This window comes from Cellulosimicrobium marinum (genome assembly GCF_020551945.1).
GTDB classification, from domain to species: Bacteria; Actinomycetota; Actinomycetes; order Actinomycetales; family Cellulomonadaceae; genus Cellulosimicrobium; species Cellulosimicrobium marinum.
Genome location: NZ_JAJBZH010000001.1, coordinates 603260 through 628866 on the forward strand (window position 1 = coordinate 603260; position 25607 = coordinate 628866).

19 protein-coding genes are annotated in these 25607 nt (G+C 74.3%); 7 read left to right on the forward strand and 12 right to left on the reverse strand.

From position 1 onward, the window contains the following. Positions 1-39 precede the first annotated feature (39 nt). Complete coding sequence (locus LGQ04_RS02735; protein ID WP_229241987.1) at positions 40-1764, reverse strand: NAD+ synthase; 1725 nt, start codon at positions 1762-1764, stop codon at positions 40-42. Positions 1765-1892: 128 nt separating this feature from the next. Here LGQ04_RS02735 and glnA (LGQ04_RS02740) point away from each other — a divergent pair, with 128 nt between their 5' ends. The 3 genes from glnA (LGQ04_RS02740) to LGQ04_RS02750 all read left to right on the forward strand — a co-directional run bounded on the left by glnA (LGQ04_RS02740) (position 1893) and on the right by LGQ04_RS02750 (position 6755). Then, positions 1893-3230, forward strand: coding sequence for a type I glutamate--ammonia ligase (glnA, locus tag LGQ04_RS02740; RefSeq protein ID WP_229241989.1), 1338 nt, complete (start codon positions 1893-1895; stop codon positions 3228-3230). After that, positions 3227-6304 (forward strand): bifunctional [glutamine synthetase] adenylyltransferase/[glutamine synthetase]-adenylyl-L-tyrosine phosphorylase, encoded by a 3078-nt coding sequence (locus LGQ04_RS02745; protein WP_229241991.1) that lies wholly within the window; start codon positions 3227-3229, stop codon positions 6302-6304. The genes glnA (LGQ04_RS02740) and LGQ04_RS02745 overlap by 4 nt, the downstream gene beginning before the upstream one ends. 181 nt (positions 6305-6485) lie before the next feature. Beyond that, the gene (locus LGQ04_RS02750; RefSeq protein ID WP_229241993.1) at positions 6486-6755 is read left to right on the forward strand and encodes a hypothetical protein; all 270 of its coding nucleotides are present in this window, start codon (positions 6486-6488) and stop codon (positions 6753-6755) included. Between the two features lie 36 nt (positions 6756-6791). Here LGQ04_RS02750 and LGQ04_RS02755 read toward each other — a convergent pair whose 3' ends face one another. The 3 genes from LGQ04_RS02755 to glnA (LGQ04_RS02765) form a co-directional block, all read right to left on the reverse strand. Next, a complete protein-coding gene (locus tag LGQ04_RS02755) occupies positions 6792-7685 on the reverse strand; it encodes a glycoside hydrolase family 19 protein (RefSeq protein WP_229241994.1) in 894 nt (297 codons plus the stop codon). Positions 7686-7778: 93 nt separating this feature from the next. Then, on the reverse strand, positions 7779-9662 hold the full coding sequence (locus LGQ04_RS02760; protein ID WP_229241996.1) for an alkyl/aryl-sulfatase: 1884 nt from the start codon (positions 9660-9662) through the stop codon (positions 7779-7781). Positions 9663-9887: 225 nt separating this feature from the next. Further along, entirely contained in the window at positions 9888-11312 is a 1425-nt protein-coding gene (glnA, locus tag LGQ04_RS02765; RefSeq protein WP_229241998.1) for a type I glutamate--ammonia ligase, read from the reverse strand. Positions 11313-11572: 260 nt separating this feature from the next. Here glnA (LGQ04_RS02765) and LGQ04_RS02770 point away from each other — a divergent pair, with 260 nt between their 5' ends. Further along, the gene (locus LGQ04_RS02770) at positions 11573-12049 is read left to right on the forward strand and encodes an RDD family protein (RefSeq protein WP_229242000.1); all 477 of its coding nucleotides are present in this window, start codon (positions 11573-11575) and stop codon (positions 12047-12049) included. 91 nt (positions 12050-12140) lie between these two features. Here LGQ04_RS02770 and LGQ04_RS02775 read toward each other — a convergent pair whose 3' ends face one another. From LGQ04_RS02775 to LGQ04_RS02795, 5 genes are all read right to left on the reverse strand, one after another. Then, positions 12141-12884 (reverse strand): DUF4191 domain-containing protein, encoded by a 744-nt coding sequence (locus tag LGQ04_RS02775; protein ID WP_229242002.1) that lies wholly within the window; start codon positions 12882-12884, stop codon positions 12141-12143. Between the two features lie 10 nt (positions 12885-12894). Next, positions 12895-13905 carry a lipoyl synthase gene (lipA, locus tag LGQ04_RS02780; RefSeq protein WP_229242004.1) on the reverse strand — a complete coding sequence of 337 codons (1011 nt, stop codon included), beginning with the start codon at positions 13903-13905 and terminating at the stop codon, positions 12895-12897. Between the two features lie 106 nt (positions 13906-14011). Then, positions 14012-15325: an MFS transporter gene (locus tag LGQ04_RS02785; RefSeq protein WP_229242005.1), complete on the reverse strand. Its 1314-nt coding sequence runs from the start codon at positions 15323-15325 to the stop codon at positions 14012-14014. A gap of 91 nt (positions 15326-15416) precedes the next feature. After that, positions 15417-16121 (reverse strand): lipoyl(octanoyl) transferase LipB, encoded by a 705-nt coding sequence (gene lipB / locus LGQ04_RS02790; protein WP_229242007.1) that lies wholly within the window; start codon positions 16119-16121, stop codon positions 15417-15419. Positions 16122-16130: 9 nt separating this feature from the next. Next, positions 16131-16673, reverse strand: coding sequence for a MarR family winged helix-turn-helix transcriptional regulator (locus LGQ04_RS02795; protein WP_229242009.1), 543 nt, complete (start codon positions 16671-16673; stop codon positions 16131-16133). A gap of 37 nt (positions 16674-16710) precedes the next feature. Here LGQ04_RS02795 and LGQ04_RS02800 point away from each other — a divergent pair, with 37 nt between their 5' ends. Then, the gene (locus LGQ04_RS02800) at positions 16711-19041 is read left to right on the forward strand and encodes an MMPL family transporter (protein ID WP_229242010.1); all 2331 of its coding nucleotides are present in this window, start codon (positions 16711-16713) and stop codon (positions 19039-19041) included. Positions 19042-19111: 70 nt separating this feature from the next. Here the strand turns inward: LGQ04_RS02800 and LGQ04_RS02805 are convergent, their stop codons facing one another. After that, positions 19112-19828: an HNH endonuclease family protein gene (locus tag LGQ04_RS02805; protein WP_229242012.1), complete on the reverse strand. Its 717-nt coding sequence runs from the start codon at positions 19826-19828 to the stop codon at positions 19112-19114. Between the two features lie 145 nt (positions 19829-19973). On the opposite strand from LGQ04_RS02805, the gene LGQ04_RS02810 reads away from it, so the two are divergent. Further along, on the forward strand, positions 19974-21014 hold the full coding sequence (locus tag LGQ04_RS02810; protein WP_229242014.1) for a Gfo/Idh/MocA family oxidoreductase: 1041 nt from the start codon (positions 19974-19976) through the stop codon (positions 21012-21014). A gap of 66 nt (positions 21015-21080) precedes the next feature. Then, the gene (locus LGQ04_RS02815; protein ID WP_229242016.1) at positions 21081-22724 is read left to right on the forward strand and encodes a hypothetical protein; all 1644 of its coding nucleotides are present in this window, start codon (positions 21081-21083) and stop codon (positions 22722-22724) included. A 28-nt stretch (positions 22725-22752) separates the two neighbouring features. Here LGQ04_RS02815 and LGQ04_RS02820 read toward each other — a convergent pair whose 3' ends face one another. Both LGQ04_RS02820 and sucB read right to left on the reverse strand, forming a co-directional pair. Continuing rightward, the gene (locus tag LGQ04_RS02820) at positions 22753-23643 is read right to left on the reverse strand and encodes a TIGR01777 family oxidoreductase (RefSeq protein WP_229242017.1); all 891 of its coding nucleotides are present in this window, start codon (positions 23641-23643) and stop codon (positions 22753-22755) included. 133 nt (positions 23644-23776) lie between these two features. Beyond that, on the reverse strand, positions 23777-25594 hold the full coding sequence (sucB, locus tag LGQ04_RS02825; protein ID WP_229242018.1) for a 2-oxoglutarate dehydrogenase, E2 component, dihydrolipoamide succinyltransferase: 1818 nt from the start codon (positions 25592-25594) through the stop codon (positions 23777-23779). Positions 25595-25607 lie beyond the last annotated feature (13 nt).

The following is a 25607-nucleotide window of genomic DNA, read 5'->3' on the forward strand; positions in this document are numbered from 1 at the left end:
TTCGGGTCCGAGGGGAGCGCCGGTGTGGGGCGCGCGGGGTCAGATCCCGTCGAGCGGCTCGCGCCAGCGGTTGGTGATCGGCAGGCGGCGGTCACGGCCGAACGCCAGCGCCGTCACCTTGGGGCCGGGCGGGTACTGGCGGCGCTTCCACTCGGCGCGGTCGACGAGGGTGACGACCTTGTCGACGACCGTGGCGTCGTAGCCGCGGGCCAGGAGCTCGGCGCGCCCCTCGGCGTGCTCGATGTAGGCGTCGAGCACCTCGTCGAGCAGGGCGTAGGGCGGCAGGGAGTCCTGGTCGGTCTGGCCGGGCCGCAGCTCGGCGGACGGCGGCTTCGTGATCGACGACTCCGGGATCGGCGGGATCTCGCCCGCGTCGAGCGCGTGGTCGTTGCGCCACCGGGCGAGCTGCCACACGCGCGACTTGTCGACGTCCTTGAGCGGGGCGAACCCGCCGATGCTGCCGGCGTCGTAGATCGTCGCGTAGCCGGTCGCGAGCTCGGACTTGTTGCCCGGCGCGATGACGAGGTGACCCTCGGCGTTGGAGATCGTCATGAGGACGACGCCGCGCACCCGGGCCTGTAGGTTCTCCTCCGTGACGCCCTGCGCGTGCAGCTCGCCCTGGAACGCGTCGACCATCGGGGCGATCGGCTGGACGCGGTAGTCGGCACCGAGGCGCTTCGCGAGGTCGGCGGCGTCGTCCTTGCTGTGCTCGGACGAGTACACCGACGGCATCGAGACGCCGACGACGTTCGTCCCGCCGATCGCGTCGGCGGCCATCGTCGCGGTGAGGGCGGAGTCGATCCCGCCGGAGAGGCCGAGGACGACGGAGCGGAAGCCGTTCTTGCGCACGTACCCGGCGAGGCCGGTGACGCACGCGCGGTAGACCTCCTCGTCGGCCGAGAGCACGGGCGCGAGCGGCCGACGCCCGTCGGCGGGGCGGGGGGGAGCGCCGTCGGGCAGGTCCCACACGAGCAGGTCCTCGACGAACTGCGGGGCGCGCGCGAGGACCTCCCCGTCGGGCCCGACGACGAACGACCCGCCGTCGAACACGAGGTCGTCCTGGCCGCCGACGAGGTTCACGTAGGCGACGGGGGCGTCCACCTCGCGGGCGCGGCGCGCGGCCAGGTCGACCCGCACGTGCCCCTTGCCCTCCTCGTAGGGCGAGCCGTTGAGCACGACGAGCAGGTCGAGGCCGTTCCCGGCCTCGTCGAACGTCGCCATCTCGGCGACCGGTCCGCCGTCCTGCCAGATGTCCTCGCAGATCGCGACGCCGACACGGCGGCCCACGACCTCGACGACCGTCGTCGTGGCGCCCGGGGCGAAGATGCGGAACTCGTCGAAGACGCCGTAGTTCGGCAGGTGGTGCTTGTCGTACGCGGCCTGCACGACGCCGTCGCGCAGCACGACGGCGCGGTTCGTCGGCAGGTCGGCCGGGGCGCCCGAGGCCTCGCGCTCCGCCGCCCCCGCGCCGCGTGGCGTGCCGGCGGTGCCGACCGTCCCGACGACGACCGTCGTCCCGCCGAGACCTTCCGCGGCGAGCTGCTGCGCGACGTCGGCCGCGGCGGACCACGCCGCGCGGCGGAACGACGCGCGCAGGGCGAGGTCCTCGATCGGGTACCCCGTGAGGGTCATCTCGGGGAAGACGACGAGGTCCGCGCCCGCCGCGGCCGCCTGCCGGGTGTGCTCGAGGACGAGGGCGGCGTTGCCGTCGAGGTCGCCCACGCACGTGTCGACCTGTGCCAGCGCGACGCGCAGATCAGCCATGCCGCCAGCCTAGACGAGCCGCGCGGCCCGTCCGCCCCGGGGACGCGCAGGGCGCGGGCCCGACGACGCGGCGTCCGTCACACGGTCGTGTCACCCGTTCGTCACACGGATCAGGCAGGATGTACCGCATGGACAGGCAGCAGGAGTTCGTGCTCCGCACGGTCGAGGAACGCGACATCCGCTTCATCCGGCTCTGGTTCACCGACGTGCTCGGGATGCTGAAGTCGGTCGCGGTGGCCCCCGCCGAGCTCGAGTCCGCGTTCGCCGAGGGGATCGGCTTCGACGGCAGCTCGATCGAGGGCCTCACGCGGGTGTACGAGGCGGACATGATCGCGCGGCCCGACCCGACGACGTTCCAGGTGCTGCCGTGGCGCGGGGAGCGCCACGGGACGGCCCGCATGTTCTGCGACATCCTCACGCCCGACGGCGAGCCGTCGCTCGCGGACTCGCGCAACGTGCTCAAGCGCGCGCTCGCGAAGGCGAGCGACAAGGGGTTCACGTTCTACACGCACCCCGAGGTCGAGTTCTACCTCTTCAACCAGCCCGCGACCGCGGACGCCCCGCTGGTCCCCGTCGACCAGGGCGGGTACTTCGACCACCTCGCCCGGGGGTCGACGCACGACTTCCGCCGCGCGGCGATCACGATGCTCGAGTCGATGGGCATCTCGGTCGAGTTCTCCCACCACGAGGCGGGGCCCGGCCAGAACGAGATCGACCTGCGCTACGCGGACGCGCTGACGACCGCCGACAACCTCATGACGTTCCGCACGGTCGTCAAGGAGGTCGCGCTCGAGCAGGGCGTCTTCGCGTCGTTCATGCCCAAGCCCATGGCGGAGCACCCGGGCTCCGGCATGCACACCCACCTGTCGCTCTTCGAGGGCGACCGGAACGCGTTCCACGAGCCGGGCGCCCAGTTCGAGCTGTCGAAGACGGCGCGCCAGTTCATCTCCGGCCTGCTCGTCCACGCGGCCGAGATCACCGCGATCACCAACCAGTACGTCAACTCGTACAAGCGCCTGTGGGGCGGCGCCGAGGCGCCGAGCTACGTGTGCTGGGGGCACAACAACCGTTCCGCGCTCGTGCGCGTGCCCATGTACAAGCCGGGCAAGGGCAACTCGAGCCGCGTGGAGTACCGCGCGCTCGACTCTGCCGCGAACCCGTACCTCGCGTTCGCCGTCATGCTCGCCGCGGGCCTCAAGGGCATCGAGGAGGGCTACGACCTGCCCGAGGCCACCGAGGACGACGTGTGGGAGCTCACGGACTCCGAGCGGCGCGCGCTCGGCATCAAGCCGCTGCCGCAGTCCCTCGACGCCGCGATCGCCGTCATGGAGACGTCGGAGCTCGTGGCCGAGACGCTCGGGGAGCACGTGTTCGACTTCGTCCTGCGCAACAAGCGCCAGGAGTGGGACGGCTACCGCGCCCAGGTGACGCCGTTCGAGCTGAAGCGGTTCCTCCAGGTCCTGTGAGCTCGACGACCCCCGGTTCCCGACGGCCCACCCTCACCGGGCGCCTCGCCCGGTTCGGGTTCGCCGACATCACCCGTTCGGCGGGCCTGGTCGAGGACCCCGAGCTCGCCCGCCTGCTCGGCGCCGGGCCGGGGGACGACCTGCTCGCCGCGTTCGGCGCCACGGCGGACCCCGACCTCGCGCTCCTGCAGGTCGTGCGGCTCGCGGGCGCGCTCGACCCGCAGGACGCCGCCCTGCACGACGTCGCCCGGTCGTGCCTGGGCGCCGGAGCCGCGCGCGACCGCCTCCTCGCCGTGCTCGGCGCGTCCGTCGCGCTCGGGGACGACGTGGTGCGCCGCCCCGCCCTCCTGCACGTCCTCGCCGACACCGCCTCCGGGACCGGCGTCGACGCGGGCGACGTCCGGGCCGAGCTGCTGCGCGCGGTCGGCGCCGACCCCGATGCGGACGTGCCCGTCGCCGCCGAGCCCGGCCCGGACGCGGTCGACGCCCTGCGCCGCGCCTACCGCGCCCGGCTCCTGCGCGTGGCGGCCACCGACCTCACCGTGCCCGACCCCCTCACCCGCATGCCCGCCGTCGGCGCGGCGCTCGCGGACCTCGCGGCCGCCGCCCTGGAGGGGGCGCTCGCCGTCTCCCGGGCCGAGCTCGACGACCACGGCGCCGGCGTGCGTCTCGCGGTCATCGGGATGGGCAAGTGCGGCGCCCGCGAGCTCAACTACGTCTCCGACGTCGACGTCATCTACGTCGTCGAACCCGCCGACGGGCACGACGAGGCGTACGCGACGACCGTCGGCGCACGGCTCGCGACGAGCCTGGCGCGCGTGTGCTCCGGCACGTCCGCGGAGCCCGCGCTGTGGCAGGTCGACGCCGCGCTGCGTCCCGAGGGCAAGCAGGGGCCGCTCGTGCGCACGCTCGCGAGCCACGTCGCCTACTACGAGCGCTGGGCGAAGACGTGGGAGTTCCAGGCGCTGCTCAAGGCGCGCACCGTCGCGGGTGACCGCGCGCTCGGCCGGGAGTACGAGGAGGCCGTGGCGCCCTTCGTGTGGTCGGCGGCGGGCCGGGACAACTTCGTCGAGGACTCCCAGGCGATGCGCCGCCGCGTCGAGGACCACGTGCCCGCCGCGGAGGCGGACCGCCAGCTCAAGCTCGGCAAGGGCGGCCTGCGCGACGTCGAGTTCACCGTCCAGCTCCTCCAGCTCGTGCACGGCCGCTCCGACGAGACGATCCGCAGCCGCGGGACGCTCACGGCGCTCGCCGAGCTCGCCGCCGGCGGGTACGTGGGCCGCGAGCACGCCGCCCGCCTGGGCGTGTGCTACCGGTTCCTGCGGGCGCTCGAGCACCGCATCCAGCTCTCCCGCCTCAAGCGCACCCACCTCGTGCCCACGTCCGACGACGAGATGCGCCGCCTCGCGCGGTCGCTCGGCATGCGGTCCGAGGGCGCCGAAGGGCTCGGCGAGCGGTGGCGAGCCACCAAGCGCGAGGTGCGGTCCCTCCACGAGGAGATCTTCTACCGCCCGCTCCTGCCCGCGACCGCGCAGCTCTCCCCGGACGAGGCGAGCCTTGCACCCGAGGCCGCCAAGGCGCGCTTCGCCGCGATCGGCTACCGGGACCCCGCGGGCGCGCTGCGGCACGTCACCGCGCTCACCGAGGGCGTGAGCCGACGCGCCGCCATCCAGCGCCAGCTCCTGCCTGTCATGCTCGGCTGGTTCGCCGAGGGTGCCGACCCCGACGCGGGGCTCCTCGCGTTCCGCACGCTCTCCGAGCAGCTCGGCGCGACGCACTGGTACCTCAAGCTCCTGCGCGACTCCGGCTCCGCCGCATACCGCCTCGCCCAGCTCCTCGCGAACTCCCGGTACCTGGCGGACGCGCTCGCCCGGTCGCCCGAGTCGGTCCGCTGGCTCGCCGACGACGCCACCCTCAGGCCCCGCGGCGCGGAGCGGCTCGCGAGCGAGACGGACGCGATCCTCACGCGCGCCGACCAGGCCGAGCCCGCGACGGTGAGCCTGCGCGCGGTCCGACGGCGCGAGCTCGCGCGGACCGGGGCGGCCGAGCTCCTCGACCTCGTCGACGCCGTCCAGGCGGCGCGCAGCATCTCCGACGCCGCCGACGTCGTCCTCGTGGGCGGGCTGCGGATCGCCGAGTTCGTCGCGCGCGGCGAGCTGGGCTACGACGCCCAGGACCCGGCCTCCGCCCCGGCGCGCGTGCTCGTCGTCGCGATGGGTCGTCTCGGAGGCCGTGAGATGGGCTACGGCTCGGACGCGGACGTCATGTTCGTGCACGAGCCCGTCCCGGGAGCCTCCGACGGCGACGCGCAGTCGTACGCGACAGGTGTCGCGACGCGGCTCCGGTCCCTGCTGTCGGCCGTGGGGCGCGAGCCCGCCCTGCCGGTCGACGCCGACCTGCGCCCCGAGGGGCGCAACGGCCCGCTCGTGCGCTCCCTCGCCTCGTACGCCGAGTACTACGAGCGCTGGTCGAGCGTGTGGGAGGCGCAGGCCCTGCTGCGTGCGCGTCCCGTCGCGGGCGACCTCGACGGTCTGGGCGCCGCGTTCCTGCGCACGGTCGACCCGGTGCGCTACCCGGTGGGCGGTCTCGAGCAGTCCCAGGTCCGCGAGGTGCGGCGCATCAAGGCCCGGGTCGAGTCCGAGCGTCTGCCGCGCGGTGTCGAGGCGAGCCGGCACCTCAAGCTCGGGCGCGGGGGAGTGGCGGACGTCGAGTGGACCGTCCAGCTCCTCCAGCTCCAGCACGCCCACGAGGTCGACGGACTGCGCACCACCTCGACGGTGGACGCGCTCGACGCCGCCGTCACGGCGGGGCTCGTCGAGCACGACGACGCGGCGGTCCTCGGCGAGGCCTGGCACCTCGCGTCGCGGCTGCGCAGCGCCCTCGTCCTGTGGTCCGGCCGGACGGGCGGGACGAGCGCGGACGTGCTGCCGCACGACCGCCAGGCGCTGTACGGCCTCGCACGCGTCCTCGACCTGCCCGACGTGGACACGGGTGCGGAGCTCGAGGAGCTGTACCTGCGCACGGCCCGACGTGGCCGTGCGGTCATGGAGCGGCTCTTCTACGGCGAGGACTGACGTGGGGCACGAGGAGGGTCCTGTCCCCGGGATGCTCCGGCGGCACGAGCCGCGTGCTCTGCGTCGCGCTCGTGACGATGGGTCGACGCGACGACCTGCCGACGCGACGCCCGAGGCCACCGTCGTCGAAGCGACCCCCCGGAAACGACCCGTTCTCGGGGGGACGATGGGCTGGCGGCTGATGGTCGCCACCTGGGCGCCGTGGGCGCTCGCCGTCTACGCGGTGGCGCTCGCCATCGTCCGGAACCACCCCGCGCCCCTCGCGGGCGCCGCGCTCTGGGTGGCGTCCGGGTTCCTGATCCGCGGTACCGTGCCCCTGCTCGCCGCCGGACGGGCGGACGGCAGGCACGTCCTGGCGCGGGTCCTCGTGGCGTTGCTGCTCGTGGTGCTGCACGCGGCCCTGGTCCTCGCGGGAGCGGCGTTCGTCGCCCACGGGTCGCGCAGCACCTGACCGGGTGCCGCGCGACCCGCGACGGTCACACGCGCGTCAGCAGGTCAGGCCCGACCCCGGCGCGACGTCGAGGATCTCCGTGATCCGCACGTAGCGGTCGACCCGGGACTGCACGGACGCCGGGTTGCCGCCGTCGCACTCCAGCGCACCGTTGAGCGAGTTGATCGTCTGGCCGAACCCGGCGCCGCTGACCATCGCCTCGTGCGACGTCATGACCCCCGGCCCGTTCTGCGTGTTCCAGTACCAGAGCGCCGTCTGCCACGCGACGGCCGGGTCCTCCTCCACGAGCCACGGGTCGTTCAGCAGGTCGATCCCGAGCGCGTCGCCCGCGGCCTTGTAGTTGAAGTTCCAGCTGAACATGATCGGGCCGCGCCCGTAGTACGCCGTCTGACCTGCCGGGCAGCCGAACGGCTGGGACAGGTCGCACTTGATCCAGTAGTTCGCCTCATTGATCTCCTTGACGTACCGCAGGCCCACCGACTCGAAGTCCGCGTGCGTGAGGAACGCCGCCACCTCGCGCGTGCGCGTCTCGGGCGTACCCGTGCTCGCGAACGCCGGATACGCACCCAGGGCGTCCACGAGACCGTCGTAGGTGTAGAACGGGTGCCGGTTCGGGAAGATCTCGTCGAACTCCGCCCGGCTCACGACGAAGTCGTCGCCGCCGTCCAGGCACGGACCCGCGTCGGTCCACACGCTCGTCGAGCCCGGTGTCTCCCGCTGCGTCCACCAGCGAGCCGTCCAGTTCCGGCCGTGGTGCGACGCCGTCGCCCCGCCGCCGTACGCCGTCGTCGCGGACCACGTGGTCGCGCACACCGGCTCTCCCGCGCCGCCCGGGGCGGCCTGCGCCGTCGCCGGGCCGGCCACCGCCAGCACGCCCACGGCCAGCACGGACGTCGTCGACGCGATCACGCGTCGGACCAGGTTCCTCATCGTCTCCCCCTCGGAGGTTCCCGGGCGGCATCGTTACCGCCCCGAACGAACCTAGCGGGGAAGGACGATCCGGACAAGAGGCCCGTTCGTCCGTCAGGGCAGCACGATGGGGAAGTCCGGGTCCGGCGGGTCGATGTACCCGCGGAGGCGATCGAGGACCGCCAGATCGCCGTCGACCGTCACGCCGGCTTCCGCCGGATCCGGCGCGGTGAACGCCGCGAAGAGCCTGTCACCGGGGACGGTCACCGTGACGTCGGACGGGGTCGAGGCCGGCGCCGCGGTGTGGGTGAGGACGCCGTTGCGCAGCACCAGCCGGTACGTCAGGTCCTGGTCGGGCAGCACCACGTCGAGCGTGATGTGGTCGTCCCACGCGCGAGGCCCGTCGATCTGGACCGCGATCGCGTCGAAGATCTGCGACGGCGTGAGCTGTGCGAGCGTGTCGGCGGAGCGGCTCGAGACGGGAGTGCCGAAGTTGCCGTGGCGCAGCTCGTGCGCACCGGCCAGGTAGATGTTGCGCCAGGTCCCGTTCTCGGAGCCGTAGCCCAGCTGCTCCAGCGCGTCTGCGAGGAGCTCCTTCGCCTCCTCGTTGTCCGGCTCGGCGAAGACGACGTGACTCACGACCTCGGCGACCCACCGCAGGTCTCCGTCGTCGAACGACCGTCGTGCGCGTTCCAGCACCGCCGCCGCCCCGCCCATGTACTCGACGTACCGCACGCCCTGCTCCTGCGGCGGATGGGGCCAGAGGTGAGCCGGGTTGCCGTCGTACCAGCCCATGTACCGCTGGTAGATGGCCTTGACGTTGTGGCTGACCGAGCCGTAGTAGCCGCGGGCGTGCCACGCCTTCTCCAGCGCGGGCGGGAGCGTCATCATCTCGGCGATCTCCGCCCCGACATACCCCTTGTTGAGCAGGCGCAGCGTCTGGTCGTGCAGAAACGCGTACAGGTCGCGCTGCAGCGCCAGGAACTCCACGATGCGGGCGTTGCCCCACATCGGCCAGTGGTGCGGCGAGAAGATCGTCTCGACGTCGCTGCCGAAAAGGTCGATCATCTCCTGCAGGTAGTGCGCCCAGGCGTGGGCGTCCCGCACCTCGGCGCCGCGCAGCGTCAGCAGGTTGTGCTGGGTGTGCGTCGCGTTCTCCGCCACGCACAGGGCCCGGTGGTCCGGGAGGAAGACGTGCATCTCCGCGGGCGCCTCCGTGCCCGGGGCGAGCTGGAACACCATGCGCACGCCGTCGACCGTGTGCTCCTCACCGGTCGTGGTGATGTCGATCGTCGGGGGGATCAGGGTGATCGACCCGGTCGAGTTCGTCTGCCCGAGCCCGACCCCCACCTGTCCGTAGGGGTCCCGGTCCAGCACCGTGCCGTACATGTACGCGATCCGGCGTGCCATGGCTCCACCGGCGTACACCCACTCCGTGACGAGGTGGTCGACGAAGCCTGCCGGTGCGACGACCGGGCAGCGGCCTGCGTCCACGTCCTCCTGCGTCGTCACGCCGCGCACGCCGCCGTAGTGGTCCGCGTGGCAGTGCGTGTACACGACCCCGGTGACGGGCCGGTCCCCCCGGTGGGCCCGGTACAGCGCGAGGGCCGCCGCCGCGGTCTCGGCCGACACGAGAGGGTCGACCACGACGACGCCTTCGTCGCCCTCGATGAGCGTGAGGTTGGACGCGTCGAAGCCTCGGACCTGGTACACCAGGTCCGGGACGACCTCGTACACGCCCTGCATCGCCGTGAGCGTCGACTGGCGCCACAGGCTCGGGTGCACCGACGGCGGTGCGTCGCCGGCGAGGAACCCGTACGCGTCGTTGTCCCACACGACCCGGCCTTCGTCGTCGCGGACGACGCACGACTCCGCGCGTCCCAGCAGTCCGCGCTCGGCGTCCTCGAAGTCGGTGGTGTCGTCGAACGGCAGCGTCTCCAGCGCCCGGCGGTGCTGTCGCCGCACCGCCTCGGTCGGCTCCTTGCGGGTCCCGGTCATGGCACGCGTCTCCTCGTCCGTCGTCGCCGCCGCGCGTCGTCGGACCGCCGGTGGGCACCGGGGGCGCGGCGCCATCGAGGATGGCACCTTCCCTCCGTCCTGTCGCGCGCTGGCGCGCGCGGACCCGGCGGGAGAACGACGAGGCGGCCGCCCCGCACGTCGTCCGAGGACTTCGTGCGGACCGGCCGCCGTGGTCGACACCGTGGGCCTGTGCGGCCCGGAGGATCAGATGTCGTAGTAGAGCTCGAACTCGTGCGGGTGCGGGCGCAGACGGATCGGGTCGATCTCGTTGGTGCGCTTGTAGTCGATCCACGTCTGGATGAGGTCCGGCGTGAAGACGTCACCCTGGGTGAGGAACTCGTGGTCGGCCTCGAGGGCGTCGAGGGCCTCGCCGAGCGACGCGGGGACCTGGGCGATCTGCGCGTGCTCCTCGGGCGGCAGCTCGTAGAGGTCCTTGTCGACCGGCTCCGGCGGCTCGATGCGGTTCTTGATGCCGTCGATGCCGGCGAGCAGCATCGCGGCGAACGCGAGGTACGGGTTGCTCGACGGGTCCGGCACGCGGAACTCGACGCGCTTCGCCTTCGGGGAGGAGCCCGTGACGGGGATGCGGATGCACGCGGAGCGGTTGCGCGCCGAGTACACGAGGTTGACCGGGGCCTCGTAGCCGGGGACCAGGCGGTGGTAGGAGTTCACCGACGGGTTGGTGAACGCGAGCAGCGCCGGGGCGTGCTTGAGCAGGCCGCCGATGTACCAGCGGGCGATGTCCGACAGCCCGCCGTAGCCCTTCTCGTCGAAGAACAGCGGCTCGCCGTCCTTCCACAGGGACTGGTGCGAGTGCATGCCCGAGCCGTTGTCGCCGAAGATCGGCTTCGGCATGAACGTGACCGACTTGCCGGCCTCGAAGCCCACGTTGCGGATGACGTACTTGAACTTCATCAGGTCGTCGGCCGCGTGCAGCAGCGTGTTGAAGCGGTAGTTGATCTCCTGCTGGCCGGCGGTGCCCACCTCGTGGTGCGCGCGCTCGACGTCGAGCCCGACGGTCTCGAGCGAGGCGACCATGTCGTCGCGCAGGTCGGCGAAGCGGTCCGATGGCGAGACGGGGAAGTAGCCGCCCTTGTAGCGCGTCTTGTACGCGAGGTTGCCACCCTCCTCCTCGCGACCGGTGTTCCACGCCGCCTCGACCGAGTCGAGGTAGTAGAAGCTGGAGTGCTGGTTCGTCGCGAAGCGCGCCTCGTCGAAGACGTAGAACTCGGCCTCGGGGGCGAAGAACGCCGTGTCCGCGATGCCGGTGGAGCGCAGGTACGCCTCCGCCTTCGCCGCGATGTTGCGCGGGTCGCGGGAGTACGGCTCGCCCGTGAACGGGTCGACGATGGAGAAGTTCACGACGAGCGTCTTGCGCTTGCGGAACGGGTCCACGAACGCGGTCTTGACGTCCGGCACGAGCTTCATGTCCGACTCGTGGATCGCCTGGAAGCCGCGGATCGAGGATCCGTCGAACATCAGGCCGTCCTCGAACGCCGCCTCGTCGAACTGCGAGACGGGGATGTTGAAGTGCTGCATGATGCCGGGCAGGTCGCAGAAGCGGACGTCGACGAACTCGACGCCCTCGTTCCGCGTGAAGGCGATTGCCTCCTCCGCGTTGTTGAACATCCGTTGCTCCTTGAATCGGGTGGTGCCGTCGGGCTGCGCGGCGACGAGCCGCTGACGTGGCGCCCACGAACCTAGGGCGGCGCGGTTTCCCCGCCGTGTACCTCGTGTTTCGTCCGTGTTACGTCCGGCGTCCCTGTGTGACGGTCGTGCTACACGTGGGCGCGCCCAGCCGCGGCGCTCGGGTGCGCCGTGCCGCACCCTACCGCCGGGGCGCGGGCCCGCGTCGGGGCCGTCCACGCCGTGGCACGTAGGCTGGGGGCGTGGTTTCGCGTGAGGACATGGGGTCGTGGCTCGAAGGAGCCCCCGGGGACGGGCAGCAGGGACGAGGGGCGCGGCTGGGGCTCCCGCCCGACGGCCCGGGGTCGCTCGCGACGCTCGGTCGGCGCGTCGTCGCGCTCGTCGTCGACTGGACCCTCGCGACCCTCGTCGCGTACCTCTTCTTCCGTCCGGTCGCGGACGGCTTCTTCGAGGGCATCTCTGCCCTGCCGGTGTGGTCGCAGCCGCTCGTGTTCGCCGTGGAGAACGTGCTGCTCGTGAGCACGCTGGGCTTCACGGTGGGGCACCGGCTCCTCGGGCTGCGGGTCCGCCGGGTGGCCGAGCCGGCCCGCATGGTCGGCCTCGGGCGCGGCCTCCTGCGCACGGTCCTTCTGCTCCTCGTCATCCCTGCCGTCGTGTGGGACGCGGACGGCCGCGGCCTGCACGACCGCGCGGCCGGGACGGTGCTCGTCCGGACGTGACCCGGGCACGACGGAGCCCGCCGGTCCCCGCGTGAGCGGGTCGGGCGGGCTCGGTCGAGGAGTGGCGTCGAGGCGACGCCGGGCGCTGCGGTCAGCGACCCTTCATGCCCTTGCGGTCCGGGCGGGCGCGGGTGGGGTCGATGCCCTTGGGGATCGGCAGGCGCGCCGCGCCGAGGGCACGCAGGCGCTTGGACACCTCGGCCGTCTCGGGCTTGGTGAGGGTCGGCTTGAGCTTCTGGACCTTCTTCGGCAGCTGGGGCAGCGCGAGCTGACCCTCGTCGTCGCCGACCTGGAGCAGCGTCACGGGGACGTTCGGCAGGACGCGCGCGACACGCTTGCGCTCGCTCTCGAGCAGGCGGCGCACGCGGTGCGCGGGGCCCTCGCTGATGAGCACCACGCCCGCGCGGCCGACGCCGCGGAACACGAGGTCCTGGGTGCGCGGGTCGATGGCGACCGGCTCGTCGTCGAACGTCCACCCGCGGCGGATCGTGCCGAGCGCGGCGCGGGCGGCACCGGGCTGGCCCTCGATCTGCTTGTACGCGGCGCGCTCCGCCCGGCGGGTGAGCACGAACATCGCGCCCAGGAGACCGAACGGGATGCCGACGATGAGGGTGTAGACCCACTGGCCCCACCACAGACCGATGCCGACCGCGACGGCGACGATCCCGACGAACACGGCGAGCATGACCCACGTGACCGCGGGGTCCTGCTTGCGGGTCATCTGGTACGCGGCCCACACCTGGTGGTACCAGCGCTGCTTCTTGGGCTTCTTCTGCTTGGCGACCTGCTCGCCGGCGGCGGGCGCGCCGGTGGCGTCGGAGTTCTTGCGGGCCATGGGGGTCAGTCTAGTGGGGAGCTCGGGACAGCAGGCTCGCGGCCTCCTGGCGGGCCGTCGTCGGCTCGGCGAGGTGGGCGAGCGCGGCGGGGACCTCCATGCCGCGTCGCGTCATCGCCTGCCCCCAGAGGCGGCCGGCCCGGTACGACGACCGGACGAGCGGGCCGGACATGACGCCGAGGAACCCCATCTCCTCCGCCGCGTCCGACAGCTCGACGAACTCCTCCGGCTTGACCCAGCGGTCCACGGGGTGGTGGCGCAGCGACGGGCGCAGGTACTGCGTGATGGTCACGAGGTCGCAGCCCGCGTCGTGCAGGTCCTGCAGGGCGTCCTTGGCCTCGTCGATCGTCTCGCCCATGCCGAGGATGATGTTCGACTTGGTCACGAGACCGGCCTCGCGCGCCCGCGTGAGGACGGACAGCGAGCGCTCGTAGCGGAACCCGGGCCGGATCTGCTTGAAGATGCGCGGGACGGTCTCGAGGTTGTGCGCGAGCACCTCGGGCCGCGACTCGTTGACCTGGTCGAGCAGCTCGGGGATGGCGTTGAAGTCGGGGATGAGCAGCTCGACGCCGGTGCCCGGGTTGAGCGTGTGGATCTGGCGGACGGTCTCCGCGTAGAGCCAGGCGCCGCCGTCGGGCAGGTCGTCACGGGCGACGCCGGTGACGGTGGAGTAGCGCAGCCCCATCGCCTGCACGGACTCGGCGACGCGCCGCGGCTCGTCGGCGTCGAAGTCGGCGGGCTTGCCCGTGTCGATCTGGCAGAAGTCGCAGCGGCGCGTGCACTGGTCGCCGCCGATGAGGAACGTGGCCTCGCGGTCCTCCCAGCACTCGAAGATGTTGGGGCAGCCGGCCTCCTCGCACACCGTGTGCAGGCCCTCGCGCTTGACCAGGCCCTTGAGCTCGGAGTACTCCGGGCCCATCGTGGCGCGGGTCTTGATCCACTCGGGCTTCTTCTCGATCGGCGTCGCGGCGTTGCGGGCCTCGACCCGCAGCATGCGCCGGCCTTCAGGTGCGATCGTCACGGGTGTCTCCCGGTCGTCGTGGCGGGTGAGCGCCGGCGTCCGACCGCGAACGGCCAGGTCGGCGACCACCGGTGGGCGGTGCGCCGGGTACGACGCCGGACTCAGGTCAGCGTACGGCAGCCGAGGTCGCGGCTCCCCTGCGCAGCCCAGCACGTGGACGTGACGTCAGCGACACACCGGCCGCGAGCAGCACGACGCCGGCGACGACGGGCAGGAGGAACGCGGCCGTCGTGCTGCCCGCCTCCGCGAGCTGGCCGGCCGTCGTCGCGCCCAGCGCGACGCCCACGACGTTGGCGCTCGCGACGAGCGTCATCGCGGCGGCGGTGCGCCCGGCGGCCGCCCGGTCGCCGGCGACGGAGAACACGGTGACCATGACGGGGCCCACGAACAGGCCGAGGACGGCGACCGCGACCACGACGGCCGCGAGGGAGCCGGACGCGGCGGCACCGACGAGCGCGCCCGCGGAGAGCAGCAGCCCGGCGGCGAACCCGGTCCAGCGGTCCGCCGGCGACCACCGGTCCGGCAGGGCCACCACCGACAGGGCGGTGACGGCGGACCCGACGCCCATGACGGCGTAGACGAGCCCGGCGAGGCCTGGCGCGCCGACGTCGCGCGTGAACCCCGTGAGCGCGGCCTGCGTGCCGCCGAAGAGCAGGCCCATGGCGAGCATCCCGACGACGGTCACGGCCTGCGCCCGCGCGAGCCGCACGACGGCGCGCGGCCCACGGTCCGTCGTCGGGCCGCCCGGGCGGGCGGAGGCCAGCCGCGCGGTCGGGTGCAGCGCGAAGGCCGTGCCCGCCGTCACCACGAGCGCGGCGGCGACGAGGACGGCCGTCCGCGGCGACCCTGCCGCGGCGAGGATCCCGACGAGCGCCGGCCCGAGCACGAAGCCCAGCTCGTCGGCGGTGCTCTCGTAGCTCGTCGCGGCACGGAGGGTCCGGGGCTCGTCGGCCGCGAGGGCGAGCCAGCGCACGCGCGCGAGGGGGCTGACCTGGGGCACGGACGCGCCGACGAGCGCGGCCGAGGCGAGCATCGCGGGGAGGTCCGTGCCGGTGGTCGTGGCGAGGAGCGCGGCCACGGACAGCGCCGAGACCGGCACGCACGCGCCGACGACCCGGCGCTGTCCCACGCGGTCGGCGAGCGCGCCCTGCACCGGTCCGCCGACGGCGGTGCCGAGCGCCGCGGCGGCCGACGCGAGCCCGCCGCTGCCGACGGAGCCGGTGGCCTCGGTGACGAGCAGCAGCGTCGCGATCGTCAGCATCGAGAAGGGGAGCCGGGCGAGGAACGCGACCGGCAGGAACCAGGGTCCCGCGAGGCGGGGCAGCCGGGCGTAGGAGCCGCCGCGCGGCGTCGCGACAGGTGCGGGCGAGGGGCGGCCGGGGGAGGGGTGGGCAGGGGAGGGAGAGGTGGTGCGGGTCATCGTGCGTCCAGGGTTCGGCGATCCGCGCGCCGACCCACCCGTTCTCCGGCGCGCTCACGTTCCCTGGACCTCCAGCGTAGCGCGCGGCGCTCTACCCCGGCGTGGCGGTGGCGAGGCCCGACGGTCCGGTCGCGCGCGCGTCCGCGTGCTCGGTGGTGCGCGGCGCCGCGCGGAGCGGGGCGAGGGCCTGGTGGAGCGCGTCGACGAGCGGCCCGGCGACGTCCGCGAGCGTCACGTCCCGACCGAGCTCGGCGGTGAGCGACGTCACGTCCGCGTCGGTGATGCCGCACGGCACGATCCGGTCGAAGACGGCGAGGTCGGGGTCGCAGTTGAGCGCGAGCCCGTGCATGGTCACGCCGCGCGCGACGCGCACGCCGATCGCGCAGACCTTGCGCTCGCGCCGTCCGGCGTCGGCGGCGACCCACACGCCGCTGCGGCCCTCGACGCGCATCGTCGCCAGGCCGAGGCCGGCGCACGTGGTCATGACGGCCTCCTCGAGCGCGCGGACGTACGCGACGACGTCGACCGGTTCCGCGAGCCGCACGACCGGGTAGACGACCTGCTGACCGGGGCCGTGCCAGGTGATCCTCCCGCCGCGGTCGACGTCGACCACGGGGGTGCCGTCGTCGGGCCGGTCGGCACGGTTGGTGCGGCGCCCCGCCGTGTACACGTCGGGGTGCTCGACGAGGATCAGGGTGTCCCCGCGCGCACCGGAGACGACGTCGTCGTGCACGGCCCGCTGGAGGTCCCAGGCCTCGTGGTAGTCCGTCCGGCCCGGCAGGGTGAGCACGTCCATCGGGCCAGGCTAGCCCTCGTCGTCGGGAGTGCGGGGCCAGTGCTCGAGCATGGAGAGCAGGAGCCCGCGCAGCGCCTCGACCTGGTCCTCGTCGAGCCCGCGCGTGACGAGCTCCTCCGCGGGCCGACGGCGCGCGGCCGCCAGCCCGGCCAGGCGCCCCGTGTCCGTGATCGCCACGGCGCGGCGGCGGCGGTCGTCCGGGTCGCCGGTGCGCGAGACGTAGCCCGACCGCTCGAGCCGCGCGACGATGCGGCTCATCGTCTGCTCGGTGACGCCGGACTCGGCCGCGAGGGCGCGCTGCGAGCGAGGGCCCGCGAGCAGGTGCATGAGGACGGGGAAGCCCGCGTGGTTGAGGTCCCAGTGCGCGAGGTGGGCGTTCCACTCGCGCTCGATGCGGCGTGCGACGGCGAAGAGGATGCGCCCGGTGGGCCACTCGTCGGGGTTGCGGGAGGCGGGGTCGGCGAACCCGGTCCCGGGGTCGACGGCTGCGGGGTCGACGAGGGCCGGGCCGGTGTCCGACCCGGTCGCGTGCGGCGCCGTCTGTCCGTGCACGTGCATTCCTCCCTCCGACATGGCACCATTCCTCAGCATGCTGAGCAACAGGGCGGGCGGGATACTCCGCGGGCTGATCATTGTCGCAGTCATCGGTGTGTGGATGGCGATCGGCGCGCTCGGAGGGCAGGCGCAGGGCCTCCTCAGCACCGTGCAGACCAACGACGCCGCCGCGTTCCTGCCCGAGAGCGCCGAGTCGACCCGGGCCGCCGACCTCGGCAGCGAGTTCGTCGACACCGAGGCGCTGCCGGCCCTCGTCGTCGCCACGACCGGCGACGACAGCGCGCTCGACCCCGACGACCTCGCGGCGCTCGAGGCCTACGTCGCCGCCGTGCCCGACGCGCCCCTCGACGGGACGACGGGCGACGAGCCCGCGACCGTCGGGGACGTCCTGGTCGCGGACCCCGTCCTCGTGCCCGCGGAGGACGGCGAGGCCGCGCTCGTCGTCGTCTCGCTCGACGCGGCCGTCGCCGCGGACAACGTCGGTGCGGACGAGGACAGCGTGAGCGAGCTCGCCGTCGCGGCGCTGCGCGACCTCGCCGCCGTCGACGCCGCCGACGGCGGGCTCGCCGGGACCGGCCTCGACGTGTACGTCACCGGGCCCGCCGGCTTCGTCGCCGACCTCGTCACGGCGTTCGGCGGCATCGACACGGTGCTGCTCCTCGTCGCGCTCGGCGCCGTGCTCGTCATCCTCGCGGTCGTCTACCGCTCGCCCGTCCTGCCGTTCCTCGTCATCCTCACCGCGGTGCTCGCCCTCACCCTCGCGGGCCTCGTCGTGTACCACCTCGCGGCGAACGACGTCCTCACCCTCAACGGCCAGTCCCAGGGCATCCTGTCGATCCTCGTCGTCGGGGCCGCGGTCGACTACTCGCTGCTCGTCGTCGCGCGCTACCGCGAGGAGCTGCGCCTCGTGCGCTCGACCACCACGGCCCTGCGCCGCGCGGTCCGCGCGTCGATCGAGCCGATCGCGGCGAGCGCGGGCACGGTGATCGCCGGCCTGCTCTGCCTCCTGCTGTCCGACCTCGCCTCCAACCGCAGCCTGGGACCCGTCGCCGCGATCGGCATCGCCGCGGCGTTCGTCGCCGCCCTGACGCTCCTGCCCGCTCTTCTGCTCGTCGCGGGCCAGCGGTCGCGCGCGCTGTTCTGGCCCCGCATGCCGCGCTACGCGGGGGACCATGCCGCCCTGGAAGCGGTGCCGGACACCGCGCCCGCCGAAGCCCCGCAGCCCGCCGGCGCCAGGCAGCCCGACGACGCGGTGTCGGTCGAGGGGCACGGCGTGTGGTCGCGCGTCGCGAGCTTCGTCGGCCGCCACGACCGTCGCGTGTGGATCGTCACCGCCGTCGTGCTCGCCGCGTGCGCCGCGTTCGTGCCCACCCTCGACGCCGAGGGCACCGGCGACTCCGAGGTGTTCCTCACGCAGGTCGACTCGGTCGACGGGGAGGAGGTCCTCACCGAGCACTTCGAGGGCGTCTCCGCCCAGCCCGCGATCGTCGTCGCACCCGAGGGCGACCTCCAGGCCGTCCTCGACGCGGCCGAGGCCACCGACGGCGTGGCCGCCGCCACCCCCGTCACCGACCAGCCCGCCCCCGCACCCGGCGCGCCCGCGCAGGGCGACCCGCTCGTCGTCGACGGGCAGGTGCGCGTCGACGTCACGACCGAGGCCCCCTCGGACAGCCAGGAGGCCGTGGAGACCGTCTCCGCCCTGCGCGACGCCGTCCACGACGCCTCGCCGGACGCGGTCGTCGGCGGGGCCGCCGCCGAGCGCCTCGACACGCAGCTCGCCGGACAGCGCGACCTGCGCGTCATCGTGCCGGTCGTGCTCGCCGTGATCCTGCTCATCCTGATCGTGCTGCTGCGCTCGGTGCTCGCGCCCGTGCTGCTCATGGCGGCGAACGTGCTGTCGTTCGGCGCCGCGCTCGGCGTCGCCGCGCTCGTGTTCGACCACGTGCTCGACTTCCCCGGCGCCGACCCCGCCGTGCCGCTCTACGCGTTCTGTTTCCTCGTCGCGCTCGGCGTCGACTACTCGATCTTCCTCATGACGCGCGTGCGGGAGGAGAGCCTCGTCGTCGGGACGCGCCGCGGCGTCCTGCGGGCGCTCGCGGTCACCGGGTCGGTCATCACGTCCGCCGGCGTGGTGCTCGCGGCGACCTTCGCGGCGCTCGGGATCATCCCGCTGCTGTTCCTCGCGCAGATCGCGTTCATCGTGGCGTTCGGGGTGCTCGTCGACACGCTCGTCGTGCGCAGCCTGCTCGTCCCGGCGCTCGTGCACGACATCGGGCGGCGGTCCTGGTGGCCGAGCGCGCTCGCGCGCCAGGAGCGGCCCGACGCCGTGGCACGGCCCGACGACGTGGCGTCGCCGTCCCGCTGAGTCCCGTCGGGCGACGGCCGGGTCCCGCTGGGTGCTTGCCGGCTCCCACCGGGTCCTCGGCCGGTGCGGCTCAGCCCGCCGGGACCGGTTCCGCCGGGCAGTCCGCGAGGACGTGCGCCATGGCCTCCGACTCCGACGGCGTGACCGCGAGCCCGTACTCGGACTTCACCGCGATCTGCCGCGCGACGTACGGGCAGCGGAACGCGTGGTTGGGCGGCAGCCAGGCCGACGCGTCGCGTGCGCCCTTGGCCTGGTTGGCCGGACCGTCCGCCGCGAGGAGGTTGAGCGGGTCGTTCGCGAAGCGCGTGCGCGTCTCGTCGTCCCAGCCCTGCGCACCCTTGCGCCAGGCGTCGAGGAGCGCGACCACGTGGTCGATCTGGACGGCGGAGCTCGTCGCGTTCCCGCGGCGGAAGTCGATGCTCTCGCCCGTGTAGGGGTCGACGAACGTGCCCGTGCGCACCTGGCAGGGCTCGTCGCGCGTCGAGAAGGTGAGGTCCGCGAGGTCGCGCGCGAGGATGTCGTTGCGCGTGTCGCAGCCGTTGCCGTCCACGTCCACCCACGCGCTGCCGAACTCGGAGCGCTCGTACCCCGTGTCCGCCGCCGGTCCCTTGACCTCCAGCGTCGCGAGCGCGGCCAGCGCCGTGCCCGCCACGGGGGCGGGCTCGGGGGCGTCGACCGCCGCCGACTCGTCGTCGAGGACGTTCGCCAGGACGATCAGCAGGGCGAGCGCGACGAGGGCATAGCGCAGCGCGGTACGTCGGGTGACCCGACGGATCGAGGTGCTCAACGGACGACCTTCCCGAGACAGGGGCAGCGGTGCGCAATACACCAATCCGGACCAACGCGCACATTCTGCCAGGTCGGAGGGGGTGCTCCGGCCACCGTCCGCGCGCTCGGTCCCGTCGCGACCCGGGCCGTCTAGATTGGTGCGCATGGTCAACGCAGCACGTCCGCTGAGGGTCGGGATCGTCGGGTACGGAGGGGCGGGCCGCGGGATCCACGCGCGACTCGTGCGCGAGGCGGGGCACGAGGTCACCGCCGTCGTGGTGCGATCGCCCGAGCGCCGCGCCGCGGCCGCCGAGGACTGGCCCGGGGTGCACCTGCACGACGACGTGGCCGGTCTCGTCGCCGACCGCGCCGCGTACGACGTCGTCGTCGTCGCCAGCCCGACGCCCCTGCACGCGGAGCACGCCGCCGCGGTCGCCGAGGCGGGACTGCCCGTCGTCCTCGACAAGCCGATCGCCCTCGACGCCGCCTCCGCGCGCGCCGTCGTCTCCGCAGCGCAGGCCGCGGGCGCACCCCTCACCGTGTTCCAGAACCGCCGGTGGGACCCCGAGCAGCTCACGCTGCGGGCCCTCCTCGCCACGGGGGAGCTGGGTACCGTGCACACGTTCGAGCGCCGCTGGGAGCGCTGGCGGCCCGTGCCCCGCGACCGCTGGAAGGAGAACGACCCCGTCGGCGGCGGGCTGCTCCTCGACCTCGGCCCGCACCTCGTCGACTCCGCGACACAGCTGTTCGGCCCGGTGACCTCCGTCCTCGCCGAGCTGCGCGCGCACACCACGCCGACCGAGGACGACGTGTTCCTCGTGCTGCACCACGCACCCGACGACGCCGGGGCGAGCGTCGTCAGCCGCCTGTGGGCCGGGTCGGTGGTCGGTGCGCCCGGGCCGCGGACGCGGGTGCTCGGCACGGCGGGCGCGTACGTCGTGACGACGTTCGAGGAGGACGCCTCGCCGTTCGAGCGGTTCGACGACGACGCGCCCGCGGGCACAGAGGGCTGGGTCACGCGCGGCCGGGAGCGGACGCCCGTACCGCGTGCGCCCGGCGGTCACGCGGACTTCTACCGCGCCGTCGCGGCGTGGGCGCACGACGGCGCGCCCGCCCCCGTGGACCCGGCCGACGCCGTCCGGACGGCCGAGGTGCTCGACGCCGCCCGGCGCAGCGCCCGGTCGGGGTCGCGCGTCGAGGTCTGACCGCCCGTCACGGTCCGGCCTGTGGATAACTCCACGGCAGTGCCCCCACCGCGGTGAGATGGGGACATGCCCGTCCCGCCCGCGCCGTGGCCGCGCCGCGACCCCCGACCGTCGGACCCGACGCCGTCCGAACCCGCCGTCCCCGCTCCCGTCGCCGCCGCGCTGGCGGCAGCGGGCTGGAGCGTCCGCGACCGGCCCGGAGCGCCGTCCGGCGTCGTCGCCGCGGGGTCGGACGGCACGCTGTGCACGATCCACCTTCTCGACGTCCCGGAGGGGCCGACGGCCCGCGCCGCGCTCGTCGAGCACCTGCACGGCCTCCCGACCGACGAGCAGCACCTCGCCGCCGTGCGACAGGTCCTCGACGCGGGCACGGGGACCCTCGCGGTCCTCGTCGAGCACGCCGACGGGCTCGGCCTCGACGAGCTCGTGGCTGCGCGCGAGCCCCTCGACCCGGGGGAGGCCGTCACGCTCGTCGTCCCCGTGGCACAGGCGCTCGCGGCGCTGCACCGGACCGGTCGCGTGCACGGGTCGCTCGACGCGCGGGCGGTGACCGTCGCCCCCGACGGCCGCGCCGTCGTCCGACCGCCGCTCACCCCGCCCGGCGGCACCCCGGCCGACGACGTGCGCGACCTGGCCCGGCTCGTGCTCGACGTCGTGCCGCCACCCGCCTCGTCGCACCCCGCCGCACCGTCGCACTCCCTCGACCCCGCTCGCGCCGCGGCCCTCGCCGCGCTCCACGCCGAGCTCGTCGCCGCGCTGCGCGACGACCCGGCCGCCCGTCCCGCGGCGGGGACGTTCGCCGCACGCTGCTACGACGCGGTGCCCCCGTCGCCGCTCGTCATGCCGGACCCGGCGCGTCTCGTCGCGACGGCGCTCGGCAGCCGCCGCGTGCTGGCGGCGCCCGCGGCGGTGAGCGGCCGAGGCACGGGGGAGGGCGGGACACCACCCGGTCGCCGGGCCGCCCGGGAGGCGAGGGCGGGCCGCTCGGGGTCGCCGACCCCAGGACCGACGCCCGTACCGAGGCGCCCCCGTCGTGCAGGCCGGGCGCGAACCGGCGGAGTGGGCGCCCGTGGCGGCACCGGGCCGACCTCCGCGTTCGCCACGGCGGGCGGTGGGCGGCTGCGCGTCGCGCTCCTCACCCTCGGCGCGGCCGTCGCGGTCGGGGCGTTCGTCCTCGTCGGTGTCCAGGTGGTCGGCCAGGCGTCCGACCCGCGCCCGGACCCGCAGGCGGCGCCCGCGGCCGGCTCGCCCGCCGAGACCTCGACAGAGCCGACGACCGAGCCGGCGACGGACCCGACGACGACGGACCCGACGACGGCGGACCCGACGACGGATAGGAGCGACCCCGCCACCGCGGCGCGCGAGCTCACCGCCCGACGCGTCGCGCTGCTGTCCGAGAGGTCCGGCGAGCTGGCCGGGGTCGTCGTGCCCGGTTCGGCGGCCGAGCACGCCGAGCGTGCGGTCCTCGCCGAGCTCGACGGGGTCGACGTGATCGACGCGCGCGCCGAGGTCTTCGCCGTGCGACCCGGGTCCGGGGTGCAGGGCGAGGAGGTCGCGCCGGAGGTCGAGGTCGAGGTGGACTACGCGGTCGGCGCGCACCGCCAGCGCGTGGACGGGACGGACGTGCACGTCCCCGCGTCGCCGCGCACGACGGTGGTGCTCGTGCTGCGCTGGACGGATCACGGGTGGCGCGTGGGCGAGGTGCGCTGACCGCGCGAGGCGCCCTGAGGGGTGGACGTCAGCGCGCGACGACGCTCCGTGCGGCGCCGTCGAGCTCGGGGTCCTCGTAACGGAACCCGCTCGCCTCGAGGACCGTGGGCAGGGCCCGCTGCGACCCGAGGATGTCCGTCGCGAGCTCGCCCAGGACGACCTTGAGCGCGACGGCCGGCACGGCGACGACGGCCGGGCGGTGCAGTGCGCGCGCGAGCGCGGCGGTGACCTGGGCGTTCGTCGCGGGCAGCGGCGCGCAGAGGTTCACCGGGCCGTGGACGGGAGCGGTGAGGAGGTGGCGCAGGGCGGCGACCTCGTCGCGCAGCGTGATCCAGCTCCAGTACTGGGTGCCCGGCCCGAGGCGACCACCGACCCCGAGGCGCAGGAGGGGCAGCAGTCGGCCGAGCGCGCCGCCCCCCGGGGCGAGCACGATCCCGGTGCGCGCGTGCACCACGCGGACCCCGGCGTCCTGCGCCGGGGCGGTGGCGGCCTCCCACTCGCGCACGAGGCGCGCGAGGAACCCGTCGCCGGGAGCCGAGGTCTCGGTGAGCACCTGGGCGCCGCGGTCGCCGTAGTAGCCGATCGCGGACCCCTGCACCCACACGGGCGGCGGCGCGTCGAGACCGGCGAGCGTGCGCGCGAGGAGACCGGTGGTGCGGGTGCGCGACGTGAGGAGGGTGCGCTTGTACGCGGCGGTCCAGCGGCGGTCCCCGATCCCCGCGCCCGCGAGGTTGACGACCGCGTCCGCGCCGTCGAGCGCCGCAGGGTCGAGGATCCCGGCGTCGGGGTCCCACTCGTGCTCGTCCGCCGTCTGTGGGGCGCGGCGCACGAGCCGGCGCACGTGGTGACCGTCCTCACGCAGCCGTTCGAGCAGCTCGCTGCCGATCAGGCCGTGCGAGCCGGCCACCACGATGTCCATGCCCCCACGGTACGGGGCATGACGCCACTTCACCGGACGGGCCGGGCACGCCGAGGGCCCCGGCGCTCGTGCTGCCGGGGCCCTCGGGGGGTCGTGCCGTGCGGGTGCGCCGCGCGGCGGTGTCAGCGGATCGTCAGAGGCCGACCTCGGCCTCGAACGCGCCTTCCTCGATGCGGTTCTTGATCGCCGTGAGGAAACGGGCCGCGTCGGCGCCGTCGACCAGACGGTGGTCGTAGGACAGGAAGATGAAGCACGTCGAGCGGATGCCGATCGTGTCGTTCCCGTCCGCGTCGGTGACGACGGCGGCGCGCTTGGTGATGGTGCCCGTGCCGAGGATCGCGACCTGGCCCACGGGGACGATCGGCGTGTCGAAGACCGCGCCGCCCGACCCGGTGTTCGTGATGGTGAACGTCGCACCCGCGAGCTCGTCCGGACCCACCTTGTTCGCCCGCGTGCGGGCGCCGAGGTCGGCGATCTTCCGGGCGACGCCCGCGAGGTTGAGGTCGCCCGCGTCCTTGATCACCGGGACGACGAGGCCGCGCTCGGTGTCCACCGCGATGCCGACGTTCTCCTGGCCGTGGTAGGTGATCTCGTCCTCGGCGAACGTCGCGTTGATCTTCGGGTACGCCTTGAGCGCCTCGACCGCCGCGAGCGTGAAGAACGGCAGGAACGTGAGGTTCGCACCCTCGCGCGCCTTGAAGTCCGCCTTCGCGCGGTTGCGCAGGGCGGCGACGCGCGTGACGTCGACCTCGACCGCCGTCGTGAGCTGGGCCTGCGTGCTCAGCGCCTCGACCATGCGGCTTGCGACGAGCTTGCGCAGGCGGCTCGTCTTCTCCGTGGTGCCGCGCAGCGGCGAGATCGCGGGGACCGACGGCTTCTTCGGGGCGGACTCCGCGGCGGGTGCCGCCGGGGCGGCGGCGCTCGTCGAGGCGGCCTCGGCCTGGCGGGCGGCCTCCAGCACGTCCTCCTTGCGGATGCGGCCCCCGACGCCCGTGCCGGTCACCGACGCGAGGTCGACGCCCTTGTCGGCGGCGAGCTTGCGCACGAGCGGCGTGAGGTAGGTCCCGCCCGCCTTCGCGGCCGGGGCGGGGGTGGCGCCCGGGGCCGACGGCGCGGCCTGCTTCTGCTCGGCCTGCTTCGGCTCGGGCGCGCTGGTGGTGGACGGGGCCTCCTGCGCGGCCTGCGCCGGGACGTCGGCCTCGCTCGCGGGGGTCTCGGCCTTGGCCGGGGCCGCGGGCTCGGCCTGCTTCGGCTGCTCGGGCTCGGACTGCTCCGGCTGCTCCGGCTGCTCCGGGGCGGGTGCCTGCTCGGCCGGGGCCGCGCCGGAGCCGACGATCGCGAGGACCGCGCCGACCTCGACGGTCTCGTCCTCCTCGACGAGGATCTGCTGCACGGTGCCCGCCACGGGGGACGGCACCTCGGTGTCGACCTTGTCGGTCGACACCTCGAGCAGGGGCTCGTCGACCTCGACCGTGTCGCCGACGGACTTCAGCCAGCGGGTGACGGTGCCCTCGGTGACGGACTCGCCGAGCGCGGGGAGCTTGATCTCCTCGCCCCCGCCCCCGCCGCCGCTCGCGGGCGCGGCGTCGGCGGCCGGCGCCTGCTGCTGCTCCTGCTCCTGCTGGGGCTGCTCCTCGGCGGCGGGCTCCTCGGCGGGGGCCTCCTGCTCCGCCGGCGCCTCGTCCTGCGCGGGCGCGGCGTCGCCGCCGCCCTCGCCGGAGCCGATGACGGCCAGGTTCGCGCCGACCTCGACGGTCTCGTCCTCCTCGACGAGGATCTTCTCGAGGACGCCCGCGACGGGCGACGGGATCTCGGTGTCGACCTTGTCGGTCGACACCTCGAGCAGGGGCTCGTCGACCTCGACGGTGTCGCCGACGGACTTCAGCCAGCGGGTGACGGTGCCTTCGGTGACGGACTCGCCGAGGGCCGGCATCTGCACGTTCTCAGACATGACCTGCCTGGTC